Below are 21544 nucleotides of genomic sequence, written 5' to 3'. Positions count from 1 at the left end.
TCATTTTAGACGATGGTGAAGAGTTTAAAAATGAGCAGAGTTTGTCTGTTATCTATAATTCTCTAATTCGAAACAGGCATCATAGAGATACCACTATAATTGCTTTAGGTGGTGGTGTCATTGGCGATATAGCAGGTTTTGCCGCATCAACTTATCAACGAGGCGTGCCTTTTATTCAGATACCGACTACATTGCTTGCTCAGATTGATGCGTCTGTTGGTGGAAAAACAGCAATTAATCATGTATTAGGTAAGAACTTGATTGGTAGTTTTTATCAACCGCAGTCGGTATTAATTGATCTGGATACTTTACAGACTTTATCAGAGCGAGAGTTTCGCTCTGGTTTGGCAGAAATGATCAAATATGCTTTATTATCTGGTGGTGATTTTTTAGATAATCTCTTGTTTGCACTAAAACAAGGACTTACCGCAACAAGCCCTGAGTTACCTGATTTAATTGCCTCTTGTTGCAAAATTAAAGCGATGTTTGTTGAAAACGACGAAAAAGAAGCTGGCCAGCGCGCTTTACTTAACCTTGGACATACCTTCGCTCATGCATTAGAGACTTATACTAACTACCAGCAATGGTTGCATGGAGAAGCTGTGGCCATTGGTTTATACTGCGCTGCTGTTTTGTCCTTCAACATGGGATTGCTCGAGAGTAACTACGTTGCATTAGTTGAGCGAATGCTGAAAGACGCCCATTTACCTCATAAAATTCCAAAATCAATTGATTTAAAACAATTGAGGGATTTAATGAGTTTGGATAAAAAAATTAAAAATAATAGTTTACGTTTTGTTGTGATTAAAAAGCCGGGTGAATGTTATCTTGATGATAAAGTCACTGAACATTGTTTGCATAAAACACTTATTACTGCTGTTGAAGGAGAGTAAAAATGATAGATGGAAAGATTCTGCCTGATGTTGGTGCTGCTGCAAATCCACCCAGAATACTTTTTAAGCCAGGATCATGGCTTGCTAAAATCGATTTCATTAATCATTTGGTTCTTTTTAATAATGTTCTAATCACTGTTCTTTCTGAAAAAGAAGGTGGTAAAACATCATTTAGTTCTTTAGTACAAAGTAGTCTGGATCAACAAATAAAACCTGTTTTCATGACTGCAAAAGCCCCTTGCGATGAAAAAAGCATCATCAGTGATATAGCAGCGCAGTTGCATTTAAATTTCAATTCTGAAAGCAATTTTGCCTCTATAGCTGCCCAGATTAATGAACGAAAGGCTCATGTATTACTCGTCATAGATGATGCCCAGCATTTACCTGAGTCTATGGTTAAAGATGTAATGCTGGCGATTAAGAATCAAGAAGATTTTGGCTTCTTTCATGTCTGTCTGGTATCCGATTATTCCGTGGTCGCAACCCTGAATAAATTAACTGCTGAGCAGTTTAATAACATGATTCATACTATAGAGCTTGGTTCTTTAAATGAAAGCGAAACAAGAACGTATGTATTACAGCGTGCGATGACTTCTAGTTTAATTAACAAGCCACTTACTGATGCACAATTTAAGCAATTTTATCAATTGACTCAGGGAAGTTTAGCCAAGATTAATTCCAGTCTGGAATCATTTATTAATAAATGTGCTACTCAAAAACAAGGCGGTACACTGTCCGTTTTAAAACGAACCAGTCTGGCTGCAAGTCTTGCTGTTGCGGCAGGTGTTTCGTATTTATATTTTAGCGGTATTTATGATCAATACCGATTCCCGGAAATAGCCAGACTGACTACTCCTTTGCCAGTACAACATGTTATTGGTGCTGTGCCGCCAGCAATTGCTGAGAAACCGGTACAATTAGAGAGCTTCATTGCTTCATGGCAAGATTCATCAACACGCCAGTTAGTGCATTATGCTTTGCCAAAAAAACAATTTTTAGATGATATGGATGATGAAGAGAATTTAAATACAGTAGCTCTTGTTGATAAAGTAGTAGTAATACCTACTGTGAAAGCAAGAAAGGAATTAATCGATACTCAATTGACTGTAGCGCAAACTGCCGCGGTTCAAGAGTCTAAGCTGCTTAAAATAAGTGGGTTTACACCACCTCAGTTAGCTCAAAATACGAAAACTAAAGTATCTGGAGCAGGTCTGTATACCATTCAATTGGTAGCCAGTCATAAAGTCAGTGATATTCATCGATTTAAAGCCGGAAATAAATTATTTGCCAATGCAAAAATAAGACATTTTAAGAATGCTAAAGGCAATTGGTATATTTTAACTTTAGGTGAATACGACAGCAGAGCCTTGGCTCAATCGAGTAGCAATAAGCTTCCTGCCGAAATTGCAAAACTGAAACCGTGGATCAGAGGTACATCTGGTCTCACAGACATCGGATAAAGACGGCCATATTTGGCGCATCTTAAACGAAAGGCCCGCAGAAAAATGCTCACATACTGATGTATGTTGCGCTTTTTCTGCGGGCCTTTTTGTTTAACCTGCACTCAAATCTGACCGCCTTTTAGGTTGTGTTGTTCTTTTGGAGAAAGGCGCTTGCATGCCGTGCTGTTTCTCTTGGGCAGACCGTTATGGAGAACATCAAAAATAGCCCGGATGCTGCTCTGTGTTGAGTGGTTCTGGCGCTTTTTATACATTACGCCTGTTCTTTATTCGTCATTTGGATCTCTATTGTGTCGTCCCGCGCAGGCAGGAAACCATTTTTTCAGTTACTTCCTAACTTTGTCTCAAGAATGGGATTCCTCACTCGCGGAAAACGACACAATTGAGATCAGTTTGTTCAATACCATACATCTCTGTTGATTGCGCACAAATATGTCCGGATTCGTCAGAGCCCTGCGAAAGACGGGAAGCCCATGCACAACATGGTACATTTATCATGTATCCGTTAGCCTGATGACCTATTACAAGGCCTGTGATGATGCAAGCAAGCCGAGAGACGCAGGCTTTGATTTTTTTGCCCAAACCATATAACCCGTTATAGCCAAACCTGTATAAATCAGCATTAAAATGCTATGAAAGGGAAGGGTTTTACTGAAGTACAGTATGGCGTAGAGTGCATCGGTGATAAACCATAAAAACCAGGTGGCTATAATTTTGTGGCACATTAACCATTGTGCTACCAGACTCATAGAAGTAGTGGCCGCATCGAGAAAAGGAACCGTAGAGTGAGTGAATGTGCGTAGCAAATAGGCAATAAAAAGAAACATCGTAATCAGGGAGAAACCAAGAACAATCCATTGCTGTTTGTTGAGCTGCCCAATGGGGGGGGGTATTGAGCTATTATGCACAGTGTCTTGTCTATACCATCTGAACCATCCATAGCACATACTCAGGAAATAAATGAATTCCAACGCTGTATCCGCGTAAATACCTTTCTGCCAATACAGCCAACCATTAAGAACTGTAGCTATCATCCCTATAGGCCAGGCTTTGTTATTTAATCGAATAAAATAATAGGTTGATAATAAGGATGCTAAGGAGCCTGTTAAATCTAACAGCATGGTAAATACCTTGGTAATGACGCAACAAGCTCAATTCTTGACTATGTTTTGTTCATTAAAAAATGATCTATATCATATTTTAATTAAATGTGACAACTGAGAAAACAGCAACGAGCACGGTTGCCCTATTAAAAAAGACGTCTTTCCGACCGCTGCAAGGAATCTCCTGCTGCTGATTAGGTGGTTTTTTGAACTTGATTGGATAAGCACATTACAGATTGTCATAGCTCCTATTCGGCTACGATAGTTTCATCTCAAAAATGGGAAATTAGGTGAGGATCTGCTACTCTTTATTAAGGCAACGGATTTTTAAGGAGAAAATGATGTATAAGAGGGTACTATTTGCTACTGACTTTGATGAAGTTGGGGTTAAAGCTGCCGCAAAAGCAAAAAAAATTGCAGACGAAAATGGCGCTGATTTAATTCTTGTCCATGTTGTTGAACCTATACCTGCCTATGCATACCCTGGATTTGCTGGATTTGCTGAGGTTGAATTATCTATTCGAGAACAAGCAGAAAAAGAGCTCGGTGAATTGGCTGATCAATTAGGCGTTGATGAAAAACACCGCTTCATTGAGTTTGGCTCAACGAAAAATGAAATATTAAGAGTTGCAACGGAACATAAGATTGATTTAATTGTAACTGGAAGTCATGGCAAACACGGTTTGTCTTTATTATTGGGTTCTACTGCAAATGCAATTTTACATGGTGCTGAATGTGATGTCTTAATTGTAAGACCAAAAGTAACTCACAAATAACTTTTTTATTCCTTGGCGTTGTCTCAAAATAATCATCGCGTACATTAATAAGACAACCTCAAGGAATGATGATTTCAATCCGCATCAGACAAAAATTAATTTCCGCTATATTTCTCAATAAGCAAGAAAACCAGTATACTATATCTCTTTAATTCGAATGATTTAATCGATTAATGAAATTGTTGCGTGGTGTTCAACATCCAGCTGAATTTGATAAGGGCGTAGTAGCTACTATCGGTAATTTTGATGGCATCCATTTGGGTCATCAAAATCTGATTAAATCCCTAAGAGATAAAGCTGATGAGATGAAGTTACCTCTGGTTCTGATTTTATTTGAACCACAGCCCAGAGAGTATTTTCAACAAGACAGTTCTCCTGCTCGACTCTCCAGCCTAAGAGAAAAACTGGATATGTTAAGGTTGTGTCGAGTCGATTACGTCTACTGTATCAAATTCGATGACGCACTTGCTAAAACGACAGCCAGTGATTTTGCCGTTAAATATTTATTTAACGCTTTAAATGTGCGTTTTCTTCTTGTAGGAGAAGATTTCAGATTTGGCATGAACAGGTCAGGCGATCTTCAGCTGTTGCAAACGCTGGGGGCACAATACTCCTGTCAGGTTACAACCTGTGCTGATTTTCTTATTGAACATGAAAAAGTCAGTTCTACTAAAATCAGAGAGGCATTGCAAAAAGGTAATTTGCGTTTGGCTGCAACGTATCTAGGCAGGACTTACAGCTTGTGCGGCAGAGTGATTCGAGGTGACGGGCGAGGGCGCCAGTGGGGTATCCCTACCGCTAATTTAAGTTTGCATCGCTTATCATTACCCTTAACAGGAGTGTTCGTAGTACAGGTAACGGTGGATAGCAAACTGGTTTACGGTGTTGCTAATATTGGAAAACGACCAACGGTAGATGGAACTAAAAATATATTGGAGATACATTTATTTGATTTTGATGAATCAATATATGGAACGCTCTTGCAAGTGTTTTTCTTGCACAAATTGCGTGATGAGGTTAAATTCACCTCAGTGGATGCTTTAATTACGCAGATACAACTTGACATTGCGGCGGCAAAAACATTTTTAAATGTGCAGTAATTTTAACTGCAGAAGAACCGTCAGAAATTTAACAAATTCGCAGAGTAGGCATCAATGGCAGAATATAAAGATACATTAAACCTTCCTAATACTTCATTTCCCATGAAGGCAAGTCTGGCAAACCGAGAGCCAGAAATGCTAGCTGATTGGAAAGCCAAAGGCTTGTATGAGCAAATTCGTAAGGCTCGTAGTGGAAGCAAAAAATTTATCTTACATGACGGCCCTCCTTATGCTAATGGGCATCTTCATTGTGGTCACGCACTGAATAAAATTCTTAAAGACATCATCATTAAATCCAAATCCTTTAGTGGATTTGATGCTCCTTTTGTTCCGGGCTGGGATTGCCACGGGCTACCCATCGAGCTTAATGTCGAAAAGAAAGTAGGAAAAGCAGGCTCAAAAATTACTGCCAGAGAGTTTCGTGTTAAATGCCGCGAATACGCCAGCAGCCAAATTGATATTCAGCGAGATGAGTTTCAACGTCTGGGTGTTTTTGGTGATTGGTATAATCCTTATGTGACTATGGATTTTCGTTATGAAGCTAATATAGTCCGAGCGTTGGGATTAATGATTAAGAACGGCCATTTACAGCAGGGTTTTAAGCCAGTGCATTGGTGTATTGATTGTGGCTCTGCCTTGGCTGAGGCAGAAGTTGATTATGAAGAAAAAACATCACCATCAATAGATGTGGCCTTTAGTGCTGTGGCTCCTGATAAATTTATTAACCGTTTTGAATCTACGGTAGAACTTAAGCCGGTAATTCTCCCTATCTGGACAACCACACCGTGGACTTTACCTGCTAACGAAGCAGTCTGTTTACATCCAGACATAGAGTATTCGCTGCTCGATGCAGGAGACAAATATTTGCTCATTGCCTCTGAACTGGTTGAGTCAGCAATGACACGCTATGGTATCAGCGAATACACAATTTGTGGTTCTGTTAAAGGACAGACATTTGAACTGTTACAATTGAATCATCCTTTCAATGAACGTCAAGTTCCTGTGATATTGGGAAGCCATGTCACTACTGATTCTGGTACTGGTTGTGTTCATACGGCTCCAGCACATGGCCCCGACGATTATTTGGTAGGTAAATCTTACAACCTGCCTTTGATTAACCCGGTTAAAGCTAACGGTTGCTTTGCTGAGGATGTTGCGTTTTTTGCTGGAATTTCAGTATTAAAAGCCAATGACATGATTTTGGATAAATTAGCGGAACAAGGTGTCCTTTTAGCAAGAGAAAACATCCGACACAGTTACCCGCATTGCTGGCGCCATAAGTCCCCAGTGATTTTTCTGGCGACACCTCAATGGTTCATTTCTATGGATAAATCCAATTTACGACAAGAGATCATCCGGTCAATTGGCGAAGTGAACTGGGTGCCAGATTGGGGTAAGGCCCGAATCAGCAACATGGTTGAGAACAGACCTGACTGGTGTATCTCAAGACAAAGAGCTTGGGGAACACCTATGCCTTTGTTTGTACATAATACGACAAGAGAACTACATCCTAATACTTTGGAGCTTATTGAAAAAGTAGCTCTGATGATTGAGCAATCAGGAATTGATGTCTGGTTTGAATTAGATGCAGCTGAGTTACTTGGTGATGATGCGCAAAATTACGATAAAATTAATGACACCATGGACGTTTGGCTGGATTCGGGTGTTTCTCATTTTAGCGTATTAAAACAAAACAAAGATTTGGAATTTCCTGCAGATGTATATTTTGAAGGTTCTGATCAGCATCGAGGCTGGTTTAACTCTTCGTTAACCACATCAGTTGCAATGAATGGTGTTGCACCATATAAAACGGTGTTGACGCATGGTTTTACTGTCGATGCCGAAGGCAAAAAATTATCGAAATCCAAAGGGAACTATGTCGCTTTGGATAAATTGGTGAACCAGAATGGCGCTGATATATTACGTTTATGGGTTGCCTCAACTGATTATCGCAATGAAGTGAGCATTTCTGATGAAATCATTAAGCGTAATGCCGATGCTTATAGACGAATCAGGAATACAGCCCGTTTCTTGTTAGCTAATCTTTTTGATTTTGATCCGACCAACGACAGCGTTGCATCAAATGACTTATTAGAGCTGGACAAATGGGCAATCAAACGTTGCCAATTGTTACAAGAAGAAATTGTAGCTGCTTACGAAGCGTATCAATTCCATGTTATTTATCAGAAAATCCATAATTTCTGTGCTGTTGATATGGGAAGTTTTTATCTGGATCTGATTAAAGACAGGCAATACACTACTGCAAAAGACAGCGTATCGCGACGCTCTTGCCAAACAGCTATGTATCATATAGTAAACGCTTTTACTATATGGCTGGCACCTATATTATCCTTCACAGCGGAAGAAATATGGCGCGTTATTCCGGGGCATACTGACGAGTCTATTTTCCTGGAACAATGGTACAATGCCTGGCCTGAATGTGAGGCCGTAAATATGGATGATTGGGAACAACTACATCAAATACGAGATGAAGTAAATAAAGCTTTAGAAGAGACACGACAGAAAGGTGAAATTGGCTCTGCTTTGGCCGCTGAAGTCAATTTATATGCTAATCCTGATGTTATGCCTAAGCTGACGCGTCTGGGTGAAGAATTGCGCTTTTTATTAATTACTTCTGGTGCTAAAGTAATACCTTCCAGTAATGCTCCAGTTGGCCTGGCTGTAACTGAATATGGTGTATCTATTGAAGTAATCGCCAGTGCTCATGAGAAGTGCGCACGATGCTGGCATAGAAGGCCTGATATAGGTCAAAACAATGAACATCCAGAGCTGTGTTTGCGGTGTGTTGGCAATATCAGCGGTCACGATGAGGTGAGACATTTCATATGAAAAAATGGCATTGGTTTATACTCAGTATTTTAATAATTATTGCTGACCAAACAAGTAAATACTGGGTTGGTCTTCTATTAACGCCATATAAACCAATGCCAGTCATGCCTATGTTAAATATTACATTGGCTTATAATACTGGGGCTGCTTTTAGTTTTTTGAGTGGTGCTGGTGATTGGCATCGCTGGTTTTTCGCTGGATTCAGCCTGCTTGTCAGTATCATTTTGGTGATCTGGCTATGGCGTACTCCTGCTCAGGCTCGTATGCAATCTGCTGGTATCAGCCTTATACTCGGGGGCGCTTTAGGCAACCTGATTGACCGTGGATTACATGGTTACGTCATCGATTTTATTGATGTATATTATAAATATCATCATTTCGCTACTTTTAATATAGCTGATAGCGCTATATGCATTGGAGCTGGAATCCTGATTTTAGACTTATTGATTCATAGAGAGTAATCCTTACTCTCTATGCTTTAACATTACATGATACTGCAATTTATACTGTCTTTATTACTTTCTTCTTTTGATCGGGGCGTGTCAGTCTTTTTAGACTCTCGTGATGGCACATCATCTTTGGGTGGGGCCATTAACGTTAAGGAATGTCTCCGTTCACTCTTGGCGTTCAATGAAACGAGTAATGCCGTAAACCCTGTATTATCTGATGTATTGTTATAAACCAGCTTCTGAATGTCGTTGATCAGAGTTTCCAGTTTTACATACAGTTCCATTTTTTTGATTTTCTGGCTGCAAAATTGTTCATAAGCGGTAAGAAACTCTTTTTTATATTGTTCATTATTCACATTAATTGATTTTGGGCTTTCATTTGTTAAATAATCATCTACAAGTTTTTGTAGTTTACTGCTTACTTCATTAATTTTTACCTTTAATGTAATCAGAGCATAAGCTTCTTTTAAAAAGTCATAACATTCTTCTATGGCATAAGGTACAAAATACGTTGTTCTAACATTTTGCTCTTTATCAGCAATAAGCAGAGGTTGTATCAAATGACATAAACATGATGCAGTTTTATTACTTCTACACATAGGTATCCTTAATGAGTGCACTTAGCTATTAAAATAACCATTAGTACTTATTATATGCTTCTATATTCATATAGAAGCAAATCAAAATGACTTCAAAAGGTCCATTATAGCAAAAAAATACCTTTGATGATCATTTTGATATATTTCTGTACCGTATTGGATATTCGAGGATACTTACCCATGAGCTGGCATCAGGTAAAAAATTGCCCATGGGTTAAACACGTAATAAGTGAAGTGGATAACTAAGCGAATACAGTAGTTGATAGTGCCATCAGTTGTTTTTTATCTGGGTTATGGATGCTGACCGCTACAACAGCTGGTAAATTAAGAAAATGTTCCGCCTCTTCCCATTCTACCTCAATAGGGAATAAATTCAGGCTCGGTAAATATTTGTTAAGCAGTGTACAAAAGGCTAAGGAGGCTGGTAGGGGGCGAATCTGATGAATACCCAAGCTTAATGCTGCCATCGCCTCTGAAAGGGTTGCTATGCCAGGCAAGTAATTCATCGAATAGACGTTTGCTGTTTGAGCAATCGCCGGTAAAAACCCTGGGCTTGAAGCAAAGTGCACTCCTGCATGGTAACAATTTTCTAATTGCTGGGTGTTAATAATGCCGCTGGCTCCAATGTGTAAGCCGGGGTTTTGTTTGACTACTCGAGACAGCATTTCGGGATCTGTCGAGTTAATTTCTATTGCGGTAAAACCTGCATTCTTTGTTTGTTCTATGCGTTCAGCTAATAAATTATCAACATCCAACGACACTATTACAGATTGGGTAACCATGAATTTATCTATAAGCATGTTTTATTTCCATTACTACCGCATGATTTTTCAATGTTAGAAGACTTGAATTAAGTTGGCAAGTACATTAGCACGTAAAATACGTATTATAAATGTGGCCGTAAATTTGTTGTATCTCATTCTTCATGCAACTAGAGTCTATTGATATTTGTGTCAAACAATCCTGGTGTGACTTGTACCAATCTAATTCTTCGACTAATATCTCTCCGCTCGTTAATATATTTCTTTTAATATCCGCGAGTTATTCTTCTATAACGTTTCTTTTTTGTCCCGTACAAAGGGGGACAAGATACAACATTGAATACTTAATTTTTAGACCATGGACTCGTATTTGATTAAGGGGTATAGATTATGATGATTCAGCGACGATTAGCTGCAATGCTACAAGAGCTTCCTCGCCTCAACTTAATTAACCTTTTAATTTTTCACAGTATATTCTGGTTTTCTTTTACTTGTATAACTCATATCGGAAAAGGCATTCATCATGATATGGCTGAAAATTATGCTTGGGGACAGGTATTTGAATGGGGTACGTTCAGACATCCTCCTTTAATTGGATGGATAACCGGCTTATGGTTTAGTGTGTTTCCTGAACATAATATGACCTATTTTGCCTTATCTTATTTTAACGTAGGTATTGCTTTGTGGGGGATAGTTCGGTTAGCACAATTATTTCAAAAAATAGAAAAGGGTACACAAGAAGATTTTATATGGTGGGTTTTAGCTTTAAGTGTTTTAACAATTGCCTATGCTACTGCATCAACATCAAGATTTAATCCCAATACGTTATTACTGCCTTTATGGCCGTGGACGGCTTATTTTTTTATTTCAAGTATCAATTATTCAGGTAGATATCAGTATCTGACAGCTCTGGGACTTGGATTTATGGCTTCCTTGTGCATGTTAGGTAAATATTTTTCAGGGGTATTGTTACTCAGTCTATTTATGATTTCTTTTTCTAGCAACGCTTATCGACGGTGGTATCGTACTCCATATCCTTATGTATCATTGCTTTGTATGGTAGTGACCTTTATGCCACATGTGTTGTGGTTATACAAAATGCAATTTCCATCAATCGAATACATGAACGATAAAATGTGGTTAGAAATCAACCCAAGTCAATTAATCAGTTTTGCTTTATCAGGTTTCTATTTTTTTATCCTCCCTTGGTCTTTGTTCGTTTATTTTCGTTGCAGGAATGATAGAGAGGATGTTTCTGGCAATGGAACTAAATTTACTAAAAAAAATCTGGATGTCTTAGCATTACTAGTAATACTTCCGGCTGCGAATGCTTTGGTGTTTGCCGTTATATTTCATGCAGCTAAGGTGGGCTCATCTTTTGCTTATCCTATTTGGTTCGCACTTCCAATACTGCTGGCCGCGTTATTAAAACCATACATCAATCAGAATAATACCCACTTACTGTGGCGAATAATGCTGCTTTTTTTGGGGGGGGGATTGCTTTTTTATCATGCATCTACCTTTGTGTTGTGCTTTATAAGCAAGAATCAGAGTTTTATGTGGGCTCAAAAGAAATGGCTCAAGCTATCCTGAAAGAATGGAGAAAGGAAATTCCCGGTGAACAATTTAAATGGGTTGCTGGGTTATGGGGAGAATCTGCTTCTTTAGCTTTTTATTTGCCAACTCATCCTAGAGCTTTACCAGGATTCCCTGATAGGAGGCCTGCGTTAATAAACCCTCATTTGAAATGGAAAACAGAGTATGGCGTGCTGCTTTGTTCTTTTTCTCAAGAGCAAGGAGATTCATATAGCGAGTGTGGTTATCAAACGGAACAGTGGTTGAATAAACACAATCAGCATGTTTTGAAAAGAGTTATTTGTTATAAATCACATGAATTAATATCGTATCGATCTAAGGAGGAGTGCATCACTGCATATTGGTATCTTGCTTCGAACGCGGCGAAAAATATGGTATAGGTATTTTGCAGCATGACAGATGTGGGACTAACTAAGAATGTATTTTCTATTCCCCGCATCAAATCACTCATTTGCGGGGAATTGGAATGAGGTTTATTTAAACGGGTTCGTGCTAAATGGGCTTGGTGAAAAGACAGGACGTTCTTCTGGAGTATCTTCCTTCTCTGGAGTCATCGCTTGTTTTGCCTCATTTAATTGTTTTAAATCACCGGGATTCGTAATTTTAGTAACACCTGGTTTCGTGGAATCAATGCCAAAACGTTCAAGATTTTTTAGCATGGATTGCATGGTCTGGAATGGTATATTTCCAGTTCTGGGCATGTTTACAAACTCCATTTGTAAATAGGCATTGGCTGCAATTCTATTTTTTCCTGGGGCTTGATTCGCCAGATTAATCAAGTCTTCACGCGATACGTGAGTGGCTTGTTTTAATTCCTGTAATCGGCTTTTGAAGATATCCGTCGGAGTTGCCTGACTAGCTTTTGCTGCCGTAGGCGCACTATTCGTTGGTGTTGGTCGCGGGGTGAGGGCCGGTCTCATTTGCTCCATTTCAGGTATATCCTGATTTGCCTGCTGGAGGAGATTTCCTCTATCTGCAGTCAGTTGTGATATCTGGTTACCTATTAATAGTTTATGTGCCTGAGTGTCTTCCTGTAATTTTGAAACAGTAGCAACTTCTTGGCTGTGCATGGCATTTTCCATCACTTTATTATGCTGTACTACTTTTTTCACTGCCATGGCTTCTGGGTTTTGTTTCAATGCCTGGAAGTTGGAATGTGCTGCTGCTTTGGCTTGAGGGTCACGTTTGATGGCATCCCAAACCTCATTAACACTATCATCTGTTGCTTTTATTAAATGCACTACACCTTGGTCGTCTTTAACCAGTTTTTGATCTCGATTCAGAGTAAAGTATGCGTCTTTAATTGAGGAAGGATTGCCATCAATATCTGCAAAATACTTATTATTGTTATGTACTTCAATCATGTCATGCCAACAGGCTGCTTGCAGTTTTAATCCAGTTAACGCGTGTAATAATGCTGTGGCTTCATCCTCTTTATTTTCGTTAAGCAACCTGCCTATCTCTTTAGAATATTTTTTCATTTTACCCGTCAGTGCTTTTAATTTCAGCTCGATGTCAGCTAAACTTAATTCTGGATTTGCATCCAGCTCTTGTTCAAAAAGGGCTAAATTAGCATCGTAAATATCATACTTTGCTTCAAGATGAGCAGCTTCATTTTCTAATTTAGCCATTTTTCCATCAAGCTTGATTTTTTTGGCTTGAAGAGCTTGCAGTACTTCTAAATAACTGTCCAAGGTATTATCAACGCCTTGAATGGCCTTGGGAATTACAGTACTTGGTGCTTCTGGGGTATGAGTTTTTGCATTTTCAATCGCTTTCTCATTTTGTTGCATTATTGCTTCTTTTACTTTATCTGATGCATGAGCTTTTGATTCCAAATACCACATAAAAAGCGTCGCCTGAATCTTATTTATTAATAATCGATGTTCTCGTTGTTCAAATTGCAACTCTTCCTGGATGGCTTTATCATGTGACAGCTTGGCTCCCATTTCTCCAATAACTGCTTCACCGGCTGGTGAGTGTAAAAATTTCTTTACGTCTTCTGGAGTTTTTAGTCCAAAACGACCAAGATTAAGGGTTGGTCTAAAATCCTCTTTGGCTTTTGCATCAGAACCTGTGTCATTATTTTTGTCTGCTTCAAAAATTGAATCTACCCATTCATCCAGAGTTAGATTCTCAGCATCAAGAGCAGTTTGTTCTCGAGAGGCGGATAATGAACTGGATTCATTTGGTTTTTCTGTGCTCATCTTGGCAAGATTAGTTAATTCTACAGAGTTTTGAGCATTCTCTAATGGATTTAAATTTTTGTCATCGGCCATAAATTGGATCCTTTTTACACCCAGTTAAGTTAATTATACACAAATATGATCAAATAAGCATCAGCTTTTTTGGGGAGTGCTTTATGCAATGATCAGTGCAGTGCACGTGTCGCTCTCTTAAACATTTTTGTATGCAGTTGATACTATTTTTTTAGAGGCTATTCATACCTCATTTAATTTTGCTAGTTTATCTTAGGTATAACTTATGAATTTTGCAAATTAGAATGTAGCAGGGAACAAAATCAGGACCATGACTGCAAACTGGGTATCAATAATTCTTCATCTCTTGTATGAACTCTTTGCTGTGATTGCGAAAATAATTTTTGATAATGAGCTGGAGGAACATCCTTTTCTTCTAACAGTTGATGTAATAAACAATGGCTTTTCGAATGAGGCATTAATTCCATGCGTCTCGGATCGCTAGAGTAGTATTGCTGATCACTTAACAAGGTATGCAACAACTGGTCTTCTTGGTGAAAAGCCCAATTGAATAACTCACTACGGTTTATTTCTATGTGTAACAAAATATATTGCTTTGCCTCACCTGCTTTATTATCAATCCAATTACACCATGAGGTCAGGGCAGACGCACTGGATGAAAATAACAGACCTATTGAACTATCCCAGTATGCTCCAAAATTACTTAGCAAAATTCCTGAGCCATACGCAATGATTCTACTGACCGGATTTATAATCGTCAGCAAGATACGTACTGATAATAATGCTGTATCAAGCAAGGGAAGAATGAGTACGTTTTTTATCAGTTGGAATGGAGGTAAAAATAGTATTCTAATAATGTTAATGGCTAAATTAGTTAAAAGTGAATCAGAAAATGTTCCTAAAGGGGAACTAAAACCATACAAAGGCGACAGTTGGTATTCAGCAATAAAATTATTAAAGGAAGGCCTTTGGGCGATTTCTATTAATATGCGGCCTATGCTGCTGATGTTTCCTGCGATAGCCAGCACCATACTTATAAAATTGGTGATACCTCTAAATGGAACATGAATTAATAAAGCACTCCCTTCAATTAGAGGGATCGTAAGAAGTGTTAATACCAAATCTACAGAGGCAGCCAGGAATTGTTTGCCCGATTTTTTTATCTGTTCAGAACTTTTTTTCCATCCATTGATAAACCCGTTTTGATAACCGTAAAAATACCATTCAAAAAATGGGGCTATGCTTATTTTTGCAGAAGTGATGATGTTTTTACATAACCATTTACAAGTACCTAGTAGCCAATCATCACCTGGGTGCATAATGATATCGTATAATGCTCCACCGCCTTTGCCTCCTAATCCAGCATAAGTGGGAACAGGAAACTCGCCCATTTCATCTTGTAATTCAGGAATTGCCTTGGTTATACCATAGCCCAGACTAAGGGCTAATGCGGCGATAATTGCAATTTCACCGGGATCTTCTTTGAACAAGGTTACTGCATCAACAAAGAATTTATCGAGGCTGCCACCTGCTATTATACCTTGCCATAAAGTGGCCGAAGCAGAAATTGCTTCTGATATCTTACCATGGCTAATCCATTGAGCCAGTTTTTGAGTGGGTTCAATACCAGAAATCAACCCGCCTAAATGTAATTTGGTTAAAAGAGATGTCAGAGCTTCGGGGTTGAGTACAGCGCCTGCACCATATAGATAAGCAGCCATTGCCAAAGAACCTATCATAGGATTGCGTTCGCTAGCATCTATGAACAAGCTACTTACATGGCGCAATACTCCTAAAATTCGATGCAGCGGATTGTCATAAAGTGGAGGACTTGGTGGATGGTTGGCGCGGGCAATGACATAAGGCGAGTTATTAATGTGTTCTTTAATAAATTCCTCTAGTGTTTGGCCATTGGCTAATAAGCCTTTATTTTCTAGTGCAGCATGTAATGAACCACGTATTTTGGTATATGGCTCGTTAAAATGAGCTGTCGCGTCCTTATTTTTATCTTCATGAGTTGCATGTACATGATTCATAAAGTCTTCATACAGATCATGAACAATGAATGATTTCAAACGATTATAAAAATTTTGGAAAAATGCTGGGATGCGAGAAACAAAAGCACTAAGCCTTAAACTCAGACGTTCAGGAAGATAAAGATGGCGTTTACTAACCTGGCTTAATGTATATAAATCTTCCCCATCAGGTAAGGGATAAAATAGATTATCACTGACAAAGTAGTTCAGTGGGCATAATTTATTGTCTCGGCGGAGAATAATCTGCTTGGCTTTGGGGATTATCACCCAATTACCATCAGGAAGATGCGCCAGTATTTTATGTGCTTTCCTAACGGACTTTGCAATGGATGGTTCAGTTGAACTATTAGTTAGGTAGAAGACAAGTTCTCGTAAATCAGAGTATCCCTTTTGAGGGAGGCCTTTCAGGTTATAATAGGGTTTGATTCGAGTAACCGATATACCATCTGGATGTGTATCAACATGGGATTTATGTGTGGGTTTAGCATCGATAGATAGATAGTTTATCCAGTCTTGCCCATCATGCCATAATGAACGAAGAAAATGTTCCAGCTTGGCGAATCTGTTTGCCGGTATTTCAATAAGCTTTGGGGACGGAGTTAATTGATACTGGGTACAGATTACTCTTAAGGCATCATCAAGCTCATTGTTATTATGCTTAATATGAATTTCGCTGTCCCAAACAAAACATGGTTTTTCTGAATTATTTTTCTGAAATGTGTTGTGTTTACTAAAATCCATTTGATCCTGGCGCGATACCCTATAAAAGCGATTAAATTGGAACTTCTGCGCATTTTTGTAAGCGTCATAAAGCACTGATCCTAAGGCGCCTTCAGAAATTACCGGGTTATTGGCAACCAAACGGTTTCCATTTCTGCACTCATCTATAATGGACAGCACTTTACATCTTAATTGTTCCTGTTTTTTATATTCCTGGGGTTTGAGCTGTCGTTCTTCTTTTAACAATGTGTCGAGATCATTGATGCACTCATTGGCTAATTGACGTTTGATTTGTTGCTCAGGGGTTAGTGGGGGAGTGTAACTTTTCGAACGAATGCGATAACGATTTATTGTCGCTATTGTATCTGCAACTAATGACGAGGGGCGCTCTCCAGGGAGCTCTTTTAAAATCTGCGGGTTATGAGTAAACAACAGTAACTGCACTGTTTTTTTATTATGGTTTGCTATTAAACGTAGTTTATCTCCACCCGGGAGGAGATATTCCATGTTATAATTCCCATAAAGTACGGTGCCAGCTTCATAGCTGAACGCACTACCGGTTAAGGTAGGCATTTCTTTATGGGTATATGGTGTTACACGTAATGGGATAATTACTTGCGTATGACCATCCGTTGTCAAAAATTTTGGCATAAAATCCGTATCTTGTGCTTATATAAAAGTGTCCACAGCTCCAGAGTAATGGGTTTTAAGGAAAAAATGCAAGTGGCTTAGTTATAATTTTTACAACGCACTTTTAACTCGTTGTTCCAGGGATAAAAGCTGGATGTTTTATGATACGACTGTTAAAATGGCTTAAAAATAAACAGGAATCAATTTGAATGGCTAGTTATTGCGGATATATCGCTTTGGTCGGTAGACCTAATGTAGGCAAATCAACGTTGCTTAATCGTATTTTGCAGCAAAAATTAAGTATTACCTCAAAAAAACCACAGACAACCAGACACAGTATTCTGGGCATTCGTACTGAGAATGAGTATCAATATGTTTATGTTGATACACCAGGAATTCACCAAGGCAATAAAAAAGCTATGAATCGTATGATGAATAAAACGGCCATAAGCGTTTTGCGCGATGTTGATGTTATTGCTTTTTTAGTGGATGGTACCCATTGGGGTGAAGAAGATGAGTATGTTCTTGATTTAATAAAACAGTCAAAGGTTCCTTGTTTTCTTATCATCAACAAAGTAGACAAAATTGCTGAAAAAGATCAGCTTTTGCCTTGGATAGAACACATGAGCCAGCGCCATGAGTTTGTAGCGATTATTCCCTTGTCTGCAAAAACTGGGGTGCAGGTTGATGAGTTTCAGGAAATGTTAATTCCTTATCTTCCTGAAGGACCACATTTATTCCCTGATGATCAGTTTACTGACCGATCAACAAAATTTTTATGCGCTGAGTTATTGCGTGAAAAAATATTTCGTTTTTGTGGTCAGGAGCTGCCTTATTCCGTTACCGTAGAGATTGAATCGTTTAAGGATGAAGGAAATCTGGTGCGTATTCATGCCTTGATTTTAGTGGAAAAAGACAATCACAAGCGTATGGTTATAGGGGATAAAGGCCAGAAATTAAAAGAAATGGCAACCAGCGCTCGCCTGGATATGGAACAAATGTTAGGTAAAAAAGTATTTTTACAATGCTGGTGTAAAGTTAAATCCAATTGGGCTGATGATGAACGTATGCTAAAGCAACTAGGTTATGACAACTAAATCCCTGCAAGCCTGGGTAATTCATAAACAATGGTCTGGAGATACCAGTGCCAGAGTTGATTTTTTTTCACGTGAGCTAGGGTTAGTTCACTGTCTGTGCAAAGGGGGGCGAACCCCCAAAAAACAATCTCTGCTACAGGCCTTTACTCCTTTATGGGTTTGTGTCGATGAACGCCATGATCGTTATTATGCTAAAAGCATCGAAAGTATTTCTCCAATGCTTCATCTTGAAGGTAACTCCTTGTTCTCCGGGTTATACATTAATGAATTGCTGTACCACAGCTTACGTCCAATTTATCCTGATATAGAATTATTTAATGCTTATCTAATTACCTTAAATGGCTTGGCGTCAACTAGCAATCGATTAGAGATAGAGTCGGTTCTGCGCCGGTTTGAGTGGGCTTTGCTTAAGGCTTGCGGGCATTCGTTTTCATGGACAGTGGATGCTCGAACAGGACTTATTGTCTCTTCCGGTACTTATTACCAATTTGTTGCTGGAGAGGGATTTGTTTCCAGTAATAAGGGCATACCCGGTGAATACATTCTTGCTTTGGCAGAGGATAATTTAAATGAAGTCCCGTATCTTAAATCGGCGAAAATTATCATGCGTCAGGCCATAGATCATCTTTTGGGCGGAAGGACAATTAAAGCAAGAGCCTTATATATCCAGTAATAGCTTATAAGTGGAGGATGAATGGTAGTTTGGAACGAACTCCATTATACTTTCAATTTGATTTTTTCTGTGGTGTAAAAATGAACAAAGAGTTGTTGTTAGGTGTTAATATTGATCATATCGCAACGTTAAGGCAGGCTCGAGGCACTCGCTATCCAGATCCGGTGCAGGCCGCTATTGATGCTGAAGAGGCCGGAGCAGACGGTATTACCATACACATGCGCGAAGATTTACGCCACATTCAGGCACGAGATGTGCGGTTAATAAAACAAGTATTACAAACACGTATGAACCTTGAATTAGCGGTTACAGATGCGATGCTGGAATTTGCAGAAGAAATTTCTCCTGAGCATACTTGTCTGGTACCGGAAAAACGCGAAGAATTAACAACAGAAGGGGGCTTGGATGTTCTTACCCACCAAAAGACTGTGGAACAGGCTGTCCGTCGTTTACAACGGATGGGTAGTGAAGTCTCGTTGTTTATTGATCCGGATAAGGCTCAAATAAAAGCGGCTGCGGAGATCGGAGCACCGGTTATTGAATTGCATACTGGGTGTTATGCTGATGCGACGAGTGTTGAACAGCAAAGCAAAGAGTTAGAGCGAATTAAACATGCAGCAGAATATGCCGCAAGTTTAAATCTAATTGTAAATGCCGGTCATGGGCTTCATTATCATAATGTAAAACCTATTGCTGCAATAAAAGAGCTATTAGAGCTTAACATCGGTCATGCGATTATTTCTCGTGCTTTATTTTGTGGTTTAAAAGAGGCGGTACGTCACATGCGCCAATTAATGCAAGAAGCGAGACTTTATGTTAATGACTGATGATTGCTATCCGTATCACTGGCGGCTCTGGTGATGCGGATAGCACGACGCCTATGCTCTTTTGGTTGAAGGCAACCAGCGACGCATTTTAAATCAAATGTAGGTGTGCCATAACCCAACAGCTGGAGCTGTGCGATCACTACCGATAACGTGTCTGTTTTGCCATTTAAGCAGATATTTTAGACACGTTAGCCACCTCAACTATATTATTATCAGTCAATAGCTTTTCAAACTCTGCAACACTATGTGGTGTTGCCCAGAAATGAAAGGCATTTCGTTTTTCAGCGCAGACAGTTCGGATCTCATCAATATATAACTGTATTACTTCGGGAGTGCTCTGATGCTCATCACGAAGTCCCTTTTGTAGAGCTGTTAATTGTTGTGTTTTCCAATTACTGTTGCGATTGGTGCTTCGTCCATTGTGTTGATTTTTTATATTATCGATTAAGATATCTATGATATTAATCAATTTTTCTTTTCCAGAGACATCCGTTGCTGAAGCGTGTTGCGATACCTTATCATTTAATAGCTGAGTTTGATGAGTCGCTACAGAAGAATCTAACATTCTGTGATCCACCGCTGAGAGTGGCTGTGGTTCTTGTTCCATCAGGCGATTAATTGTACTTATAACATCATTCAGAATAACAGATAAAGCCTCATCCTGATTCACAACCGCATATTGTAATAAATACATAAGCGTTGTTATTTTAGGTGGGATAACATCGTGCAGCGCGTCAATTCGTACATCAGATAGAAGAGCTGCATAATGGCAAAATTGACTGATATTACATACTTGACGAAGATACGACGCATTATCTGGCTGTCTTGATTTGCCTTGAATGAATTCAAATTGGTATTGATGGTGATCGCCTAACGATTGTAAGAACAATTCGATTTGCACTTTGAACGAACGCGGATCTTCATCTGTTGCACCAATAGTATTATTAATAGCATAAATGGTTTGAGTATTTTTATCTAACAGTAAAAAGTGTTGATGCCCTCCGCCCAAATTGCGTAAATCGTTTTTAGCCCCGATAGTTTTTGCCACACCACGGACGTTAAAGGCTATTCTATTTTTTTCCAATAATTTGAATTTTAAAGTACCAACAATTAACTCTCCATTCGCCGAGTCTTGCAGGGAGTTATCTGTTGCTGTTGCAATGTCATTATCTTCAGTGCTGGCAGGAGTTCTTAGCCATAATTTAATTCCATTTATTTGATGTAATTCTACATAGTAGCCGCCAGAACAGAGAGGCACTCCTTCTTCATCTGTTGTTATAAGTTTTTTTCCAATTGCTGTCTGTTGGTTTTTAAGGCATAAAGAAATTTTTTGATGAAAATCCCGGTATTCATCGGCAAACAGCATGCTTAGATTATTCGTTAAAATGTTTTCTTCTAAAAAGCGAGCACAAATTTGTTGTTGTGCTAGTTGATTGCTATGGGTTTTCATCCGCAAAGGTATATCACGAATAAGAGGTATTTCTGGGGTTTTTGTAGGTAATATACCCATTTGCTGGAAAAATAATTGATAAGCTTTAATTACTGGATTTTGATCTGCCGTACCTGAAAAAAAATCTGGGGATAGCATTTCAAATTGTTGGTTGCTATCAATCAAATGTCCATTTACTGTAATTAAGCCACCGTCTAAGTCATCAATGACCAAGTGCTCTAATCGTTTTTCTATTTCATCCAGTTGTTCATAAAAGCCAGGCATGGTTATTAAGTTTCCTATAATGAAAAAAATAAGGGGAAAAT

At 38.9% G+C, this 21544-nt stretch carries 17 protein-coding genes; 11 read left to right on the top strand and 6 right to left on the bottom strand.

Translation table 11 applies throughout. The annotated features are described in order from the left end of the window. Both aroB and Q0495_RS10455 read left to right on the top strand, forming a co-directional pair. A partial coding sequence (gene aroB / locus Q0495_RS10460) for a 3-dehydroquinate synthase (RefSeq protein ID WP_298625844.1) occupies positions 1-893 on the top strand: 893 nt, incomplete at its 5' end. A gap of 2 nt (positions 894-895) precedes the next feature. Beyond that, positions 896-2353, top strand: coding sequence for an AAA family ATPase (locus Q0495_RS10455; protein WP_298625842.1), 1458 nt, complete (start codon positions 896-898; stop codon positions 2351-2353). Positions 2354-2874: 521 nt separating this feature from the next. Here Q0495_RS10455 and pnuC read toward each other — a convergent pair. Then, entirely contained in the window at positions 2875-3474 is a 600-nt protein-coding gene (gene pnuC / locus Q0495_RS10450; protein WP_298625839.1) for a nicotinamide riboside transporter PnuC, read from the bottom strand. A 323-nt stretch (positions 3475-3797) separates the two neighbouring features. Between pnuC and Q0495_RS10445 the strand changes: the two genes are divergently transcribed. From Q0495_RS10445 to lspA, 4 genes are all read left to right on the top strand, one after another. Next, positions 3798-4232, top strand: coding sequence for a universal stress protein (locus Q0495_RS10445; RefSeq protein ID WP_298625849.1), 435 nt, complete (start codon positions 3798-3800; stop codon positions 4230-4232). 173 nt (positions 4233-4405) lie between these two features. Continuing rightward, positions 4406-5332, top strand: a complete 927-nt coding sequence (gene ribF, locus Q0495_RS10440) for a bifunctional riboflavin kinase/FAD synthetase (RefSeq protein ID WP_298625836.1) — start codon at positions 4406-4408, stop codon at positions 5330-5332. Between the two features lie 54 nt (positions 5333-5386). Then, positions 5387-8182, top strand: coding sequence for an isoleucine--tRNA ligase (gene ileS / locus Q0495_RS10435; protein ID WP_298625835.1), 2796 nt, complete (start codon positions 5387-5389; stop codon positions 8180-8182). Beyond that, the gene (gene lspA, locus Q0495_RS10430; protein ID WP_298625831.1) at positions 8179-8643 is read left to right on the top strand and encodes a signal peptidase II; all 465 of its coding nucleotides are present in this window, start codon (positions 8179-8181) and stop codon (positions 8641-8643) included. The genes ileS and lspA overlap by 4 nt, the downstream gene beginning before the upstream one ends. A gap of 23 nt (positions 8644-8666) precedes the next feature. On the opposite strand, the gene Q0495_RS10425 is transcribed toward lspA, so the two are convergent. After that, a complete protein-coding gene (locus Q0495_RS10425) occupies positions 8667-9230 on the bottom strand; it encodes a hypothetical protein (RefSeq protein WP_298625829.1) in 564 nt (187 codons plus the stop codon). A gap of 242 nt (positions 9231-9472) precedes the next feature. Beyond that, on the bottom strand, positions 9473-10030 hold the full coding sequence (locus tag Q0495_RS10420; protein ID WP_298625826.1) for a multidrug DMT transporter permease: 558 nt from the start codon (positions 10028-10030) through the stop codon (positions 9473-9475). Positions 10031-10381: 351 nt separating this feature from the next. Here Q0495_RS10420 and Q0495_RS10415 point away from each other — a divergent pair, with 351 nt between their 5' ends. Further along, the gene (locus Q0495_RS10415) at positions 10382-11584 is read left to right on the top strand and encodes a glycosyltransferase family 39 protein (protein ID WP_298625824.1); all 1203 of its coding nucleotides are present in this window, start codon (positions 10382-10384) and stop codon (positions 11582-11584) included. Further along, a complete protein-coding gene (locus tag Q0495_RS10410) occupies positions 11566-11967 on the top strand; it encodes a hypothetical protein (RefSeq protein WP_298625821.1) in 402 nt (133 codons plus the stop codon). Before Q0495_RS10415 ends, Q0495_RS10410 begins: the two co-directional genes overlap by 19 nt. Positions 11968-12060: 93 nt before the next feature. Here the strand turns inward: Q0495_RS10410 and Q0495_RS10405 are convergent, their stop codons facing one another. Both Q0495_RS10405 and Q0495_RS10400 read right to left on the bottom strand, forming a co-directional pair. Then, a complete protein-coding gene (locus Q0495_RS10405; protein WP_298625819.1) occupies positions 12061-13866 on the bottom strand; it encodes a hypothetical protein in 1806 nt (601 codons plus the stop codon). Positions 13867-14108: 242 nt separating this feature from the next. After that, a complete protein-coding gene (locus tag Q0495_RS10400; RefSeq protein WP_298625816.1) occupies positions 14109-17213 on the bottom strand; it encodes a hypothetical protein in 3105 nt (1034 codons plus the stop codon). Positions 17214-17401: 188 nt separating this feature from the next. On the opposite strand from Q0495_RS10400, the gene era reads away from it, so the two are divergent. The 3 genes from era to pdxJ all read left to right on the top strand — a co-directional run bounded on the left by era (position 17402) and on the right by pdxJ (position 19789). Then, on the top strand, positions 17402-18289 hold the full coding sequence (gene era / locus Q0495_RS10395) for a GTPase Era (protein ID WP_298625813.1): 888 nt from the start codon (positions 17402-17404) through the stop codon (positions 18287-18289). Next, a complete protein-coding gene (locus Q0495_RS10390) occupies positions 18279-18962 on the top strand; it encodes a DNA repair protein RecO (RefSeq protein ID WP_298625810.1) in 684 nt (227 codons plus the stop codon). Before era ends, Q0495_RS10390 begins: the two co-directional genes overlap by 11 nt. Before the next feature lie 80 nt (positions 18963-19042). After that, positions 19043-19789 carry a pyridoxine 5'-phosphate synthase gene (gene pdxJ / locus Q0495_RS10385; RefSeq protein ID WP_298625807.1) on the top strand — a complete coding sequence of 249 codons (747 nt, stop codon included), beginning with the start codon at positions 19043-19045 and terminating at the stop codon, positions 19787-19789. Positions 19790-19955: 166 nt separating this feature from the next. On the opposite strand, the gene Q0495_RS10380 is transcribed toward pdxJ, so the two are convergent. Continuing rightward, the gene (locus Q0495_RS10380) at positions 19956-21503 is read right to left on the bottom strand and encodes a hypothetical protein (RefSeq protein WP_298625804.1); all 1548 of its coding nucleotides are present in this window, start codon (positions 21501-21503) and stop codon (positions 19956-19958) included. Positions 21504-21544: the final 41 nt, after the last annotated feature.

Origin of the sequence: uncultured Legionella sp. (genome assembly GCF_937871865.1) — a bacterium.
Classification (GTDB): Bacteria; Pseudomonadota; Gammaproteobacteria; order Legionellales; family Legionellaceae; genus Legionella.
This window is presented reverse-complemented; position numbering and strand designations above follow the sequence as displayed.

What these genes read in the sequence shown, in the direction of transcription:
- Q0495_RS10455 (WP_298625842.1), top strand. Translation starts at nt 896, where the DNA reads ATGATAGATGGAAAGATTCTGCCTGATGTTGGTGCTGCTGCAAATCCA.
- pnuC (WP_298625839.1), bottom strand. Translation starts at nt 3,474, where the DNA reads ATGCTGTTAGATTTAACAGGCTCCTTAGCATCCTTATTATCAACCTAT.
- Q0495_RS10445 (WP_298625849.1), top strand. Translation starts at nt 3,798, where the DNA reads ATGTATAAGAGGGTACTATTTGCTACTGACTTTGATGAAGTTGGGGTT.
- ribF (WP_298625836.1), top strand. Translation starts at nt 4,406, where the DNA reads ATGAAATTGTTGCGTGGTGTTCAACATCCAGCTGAATTTGATAAGGGC.
- ileS (WP_298625835.1), top strand. Translation starts at nt 5,387, where the DNA reads ATGGCAGAATATAAAGATACATTAAACCTTCCTAATACTTCATTTCCC.
- lspA (WP_298625831.1), top strand. Translation starts at nt 8,179, where the DNA reads ATGAAAAAATGGCATTGGTTTATACTCAGTATTTTAATAATTATTGCT.
- Q0495_RS10425 (WP_298625829.1), bottom strand. Translation starts at nt 9,230, where the DNA reads ATGTGTAGAAGTAATAAAACTGCATCATGTTTATGTCATTTGATACAA.
- Q0495_RS10420 (WP_298625826.1), bottom strand. Translation starts at nt 10,030, where the DNA reads ATGCTTATAGATAAATTCATGGTTACCCAATCTGTAATAGTGTCGTTG.
- Q0495_RS10415 (WP_298625824.1), top strand. Translation starts at nt 10,382, where the DNA reads ATGATGATTCAGCGACGATTAGCTGCAATGCTACAAGAGCTTCCTCGC.
- Q0495_RS10410 (WP_298625821.1), top strand. Translation starts at nt 11,566, where the DNA reads ATGGCTCAAGCTATCCTGAAAGAATGGAGAAAGGAAATTCCCGGTGAA.
- Q0495_RS10405 (WP_298625819.1), bottom strand. Translation starts at nt 13,866, where the DNA reads ATGGCCGATGACAAAAATTTAAATCCATTAGAGAATGCTCAAAACTCT.
- Q0495_RS10400 (WP_298625816.1), bottom strand. Translation starts at nt 17,213, where the DNA reads ATGCCAAAATTTTTGACAACGGATGGTCATACGCAAGTAATTATCCCA.
- era (WP_298625813.1), top strand. Translation starts at nt 17,402, where the DNA reads ATGGCTAGTTATTGCGGATATATCGCTTTGGTCGGTAGACCTAATGTA.
- Q0495_RS10390 (WP_298625810.1), top strand. Translation starts at nt 18,279, where the DNA reads ATGACAACTAAATCCCTGCAAGCCTGGGTAATTCATAAACAATGGTCT.
- pdxJ (WP_298625807.1), top strand. Translation starts at nt 19,043, where the DNA reads ATGAACAAAGAGTTGTTGTTAGGTGTTAATATTGATCATATCGCAACG.
- Q0495_RS10380 (WP_298625804.1), bottom strand. Translation starts at nt 21,503, where the DNA reads ATGCCTGGCTTTTATGAACAACTGGATGAAATAGAAAAACGATTAGAG.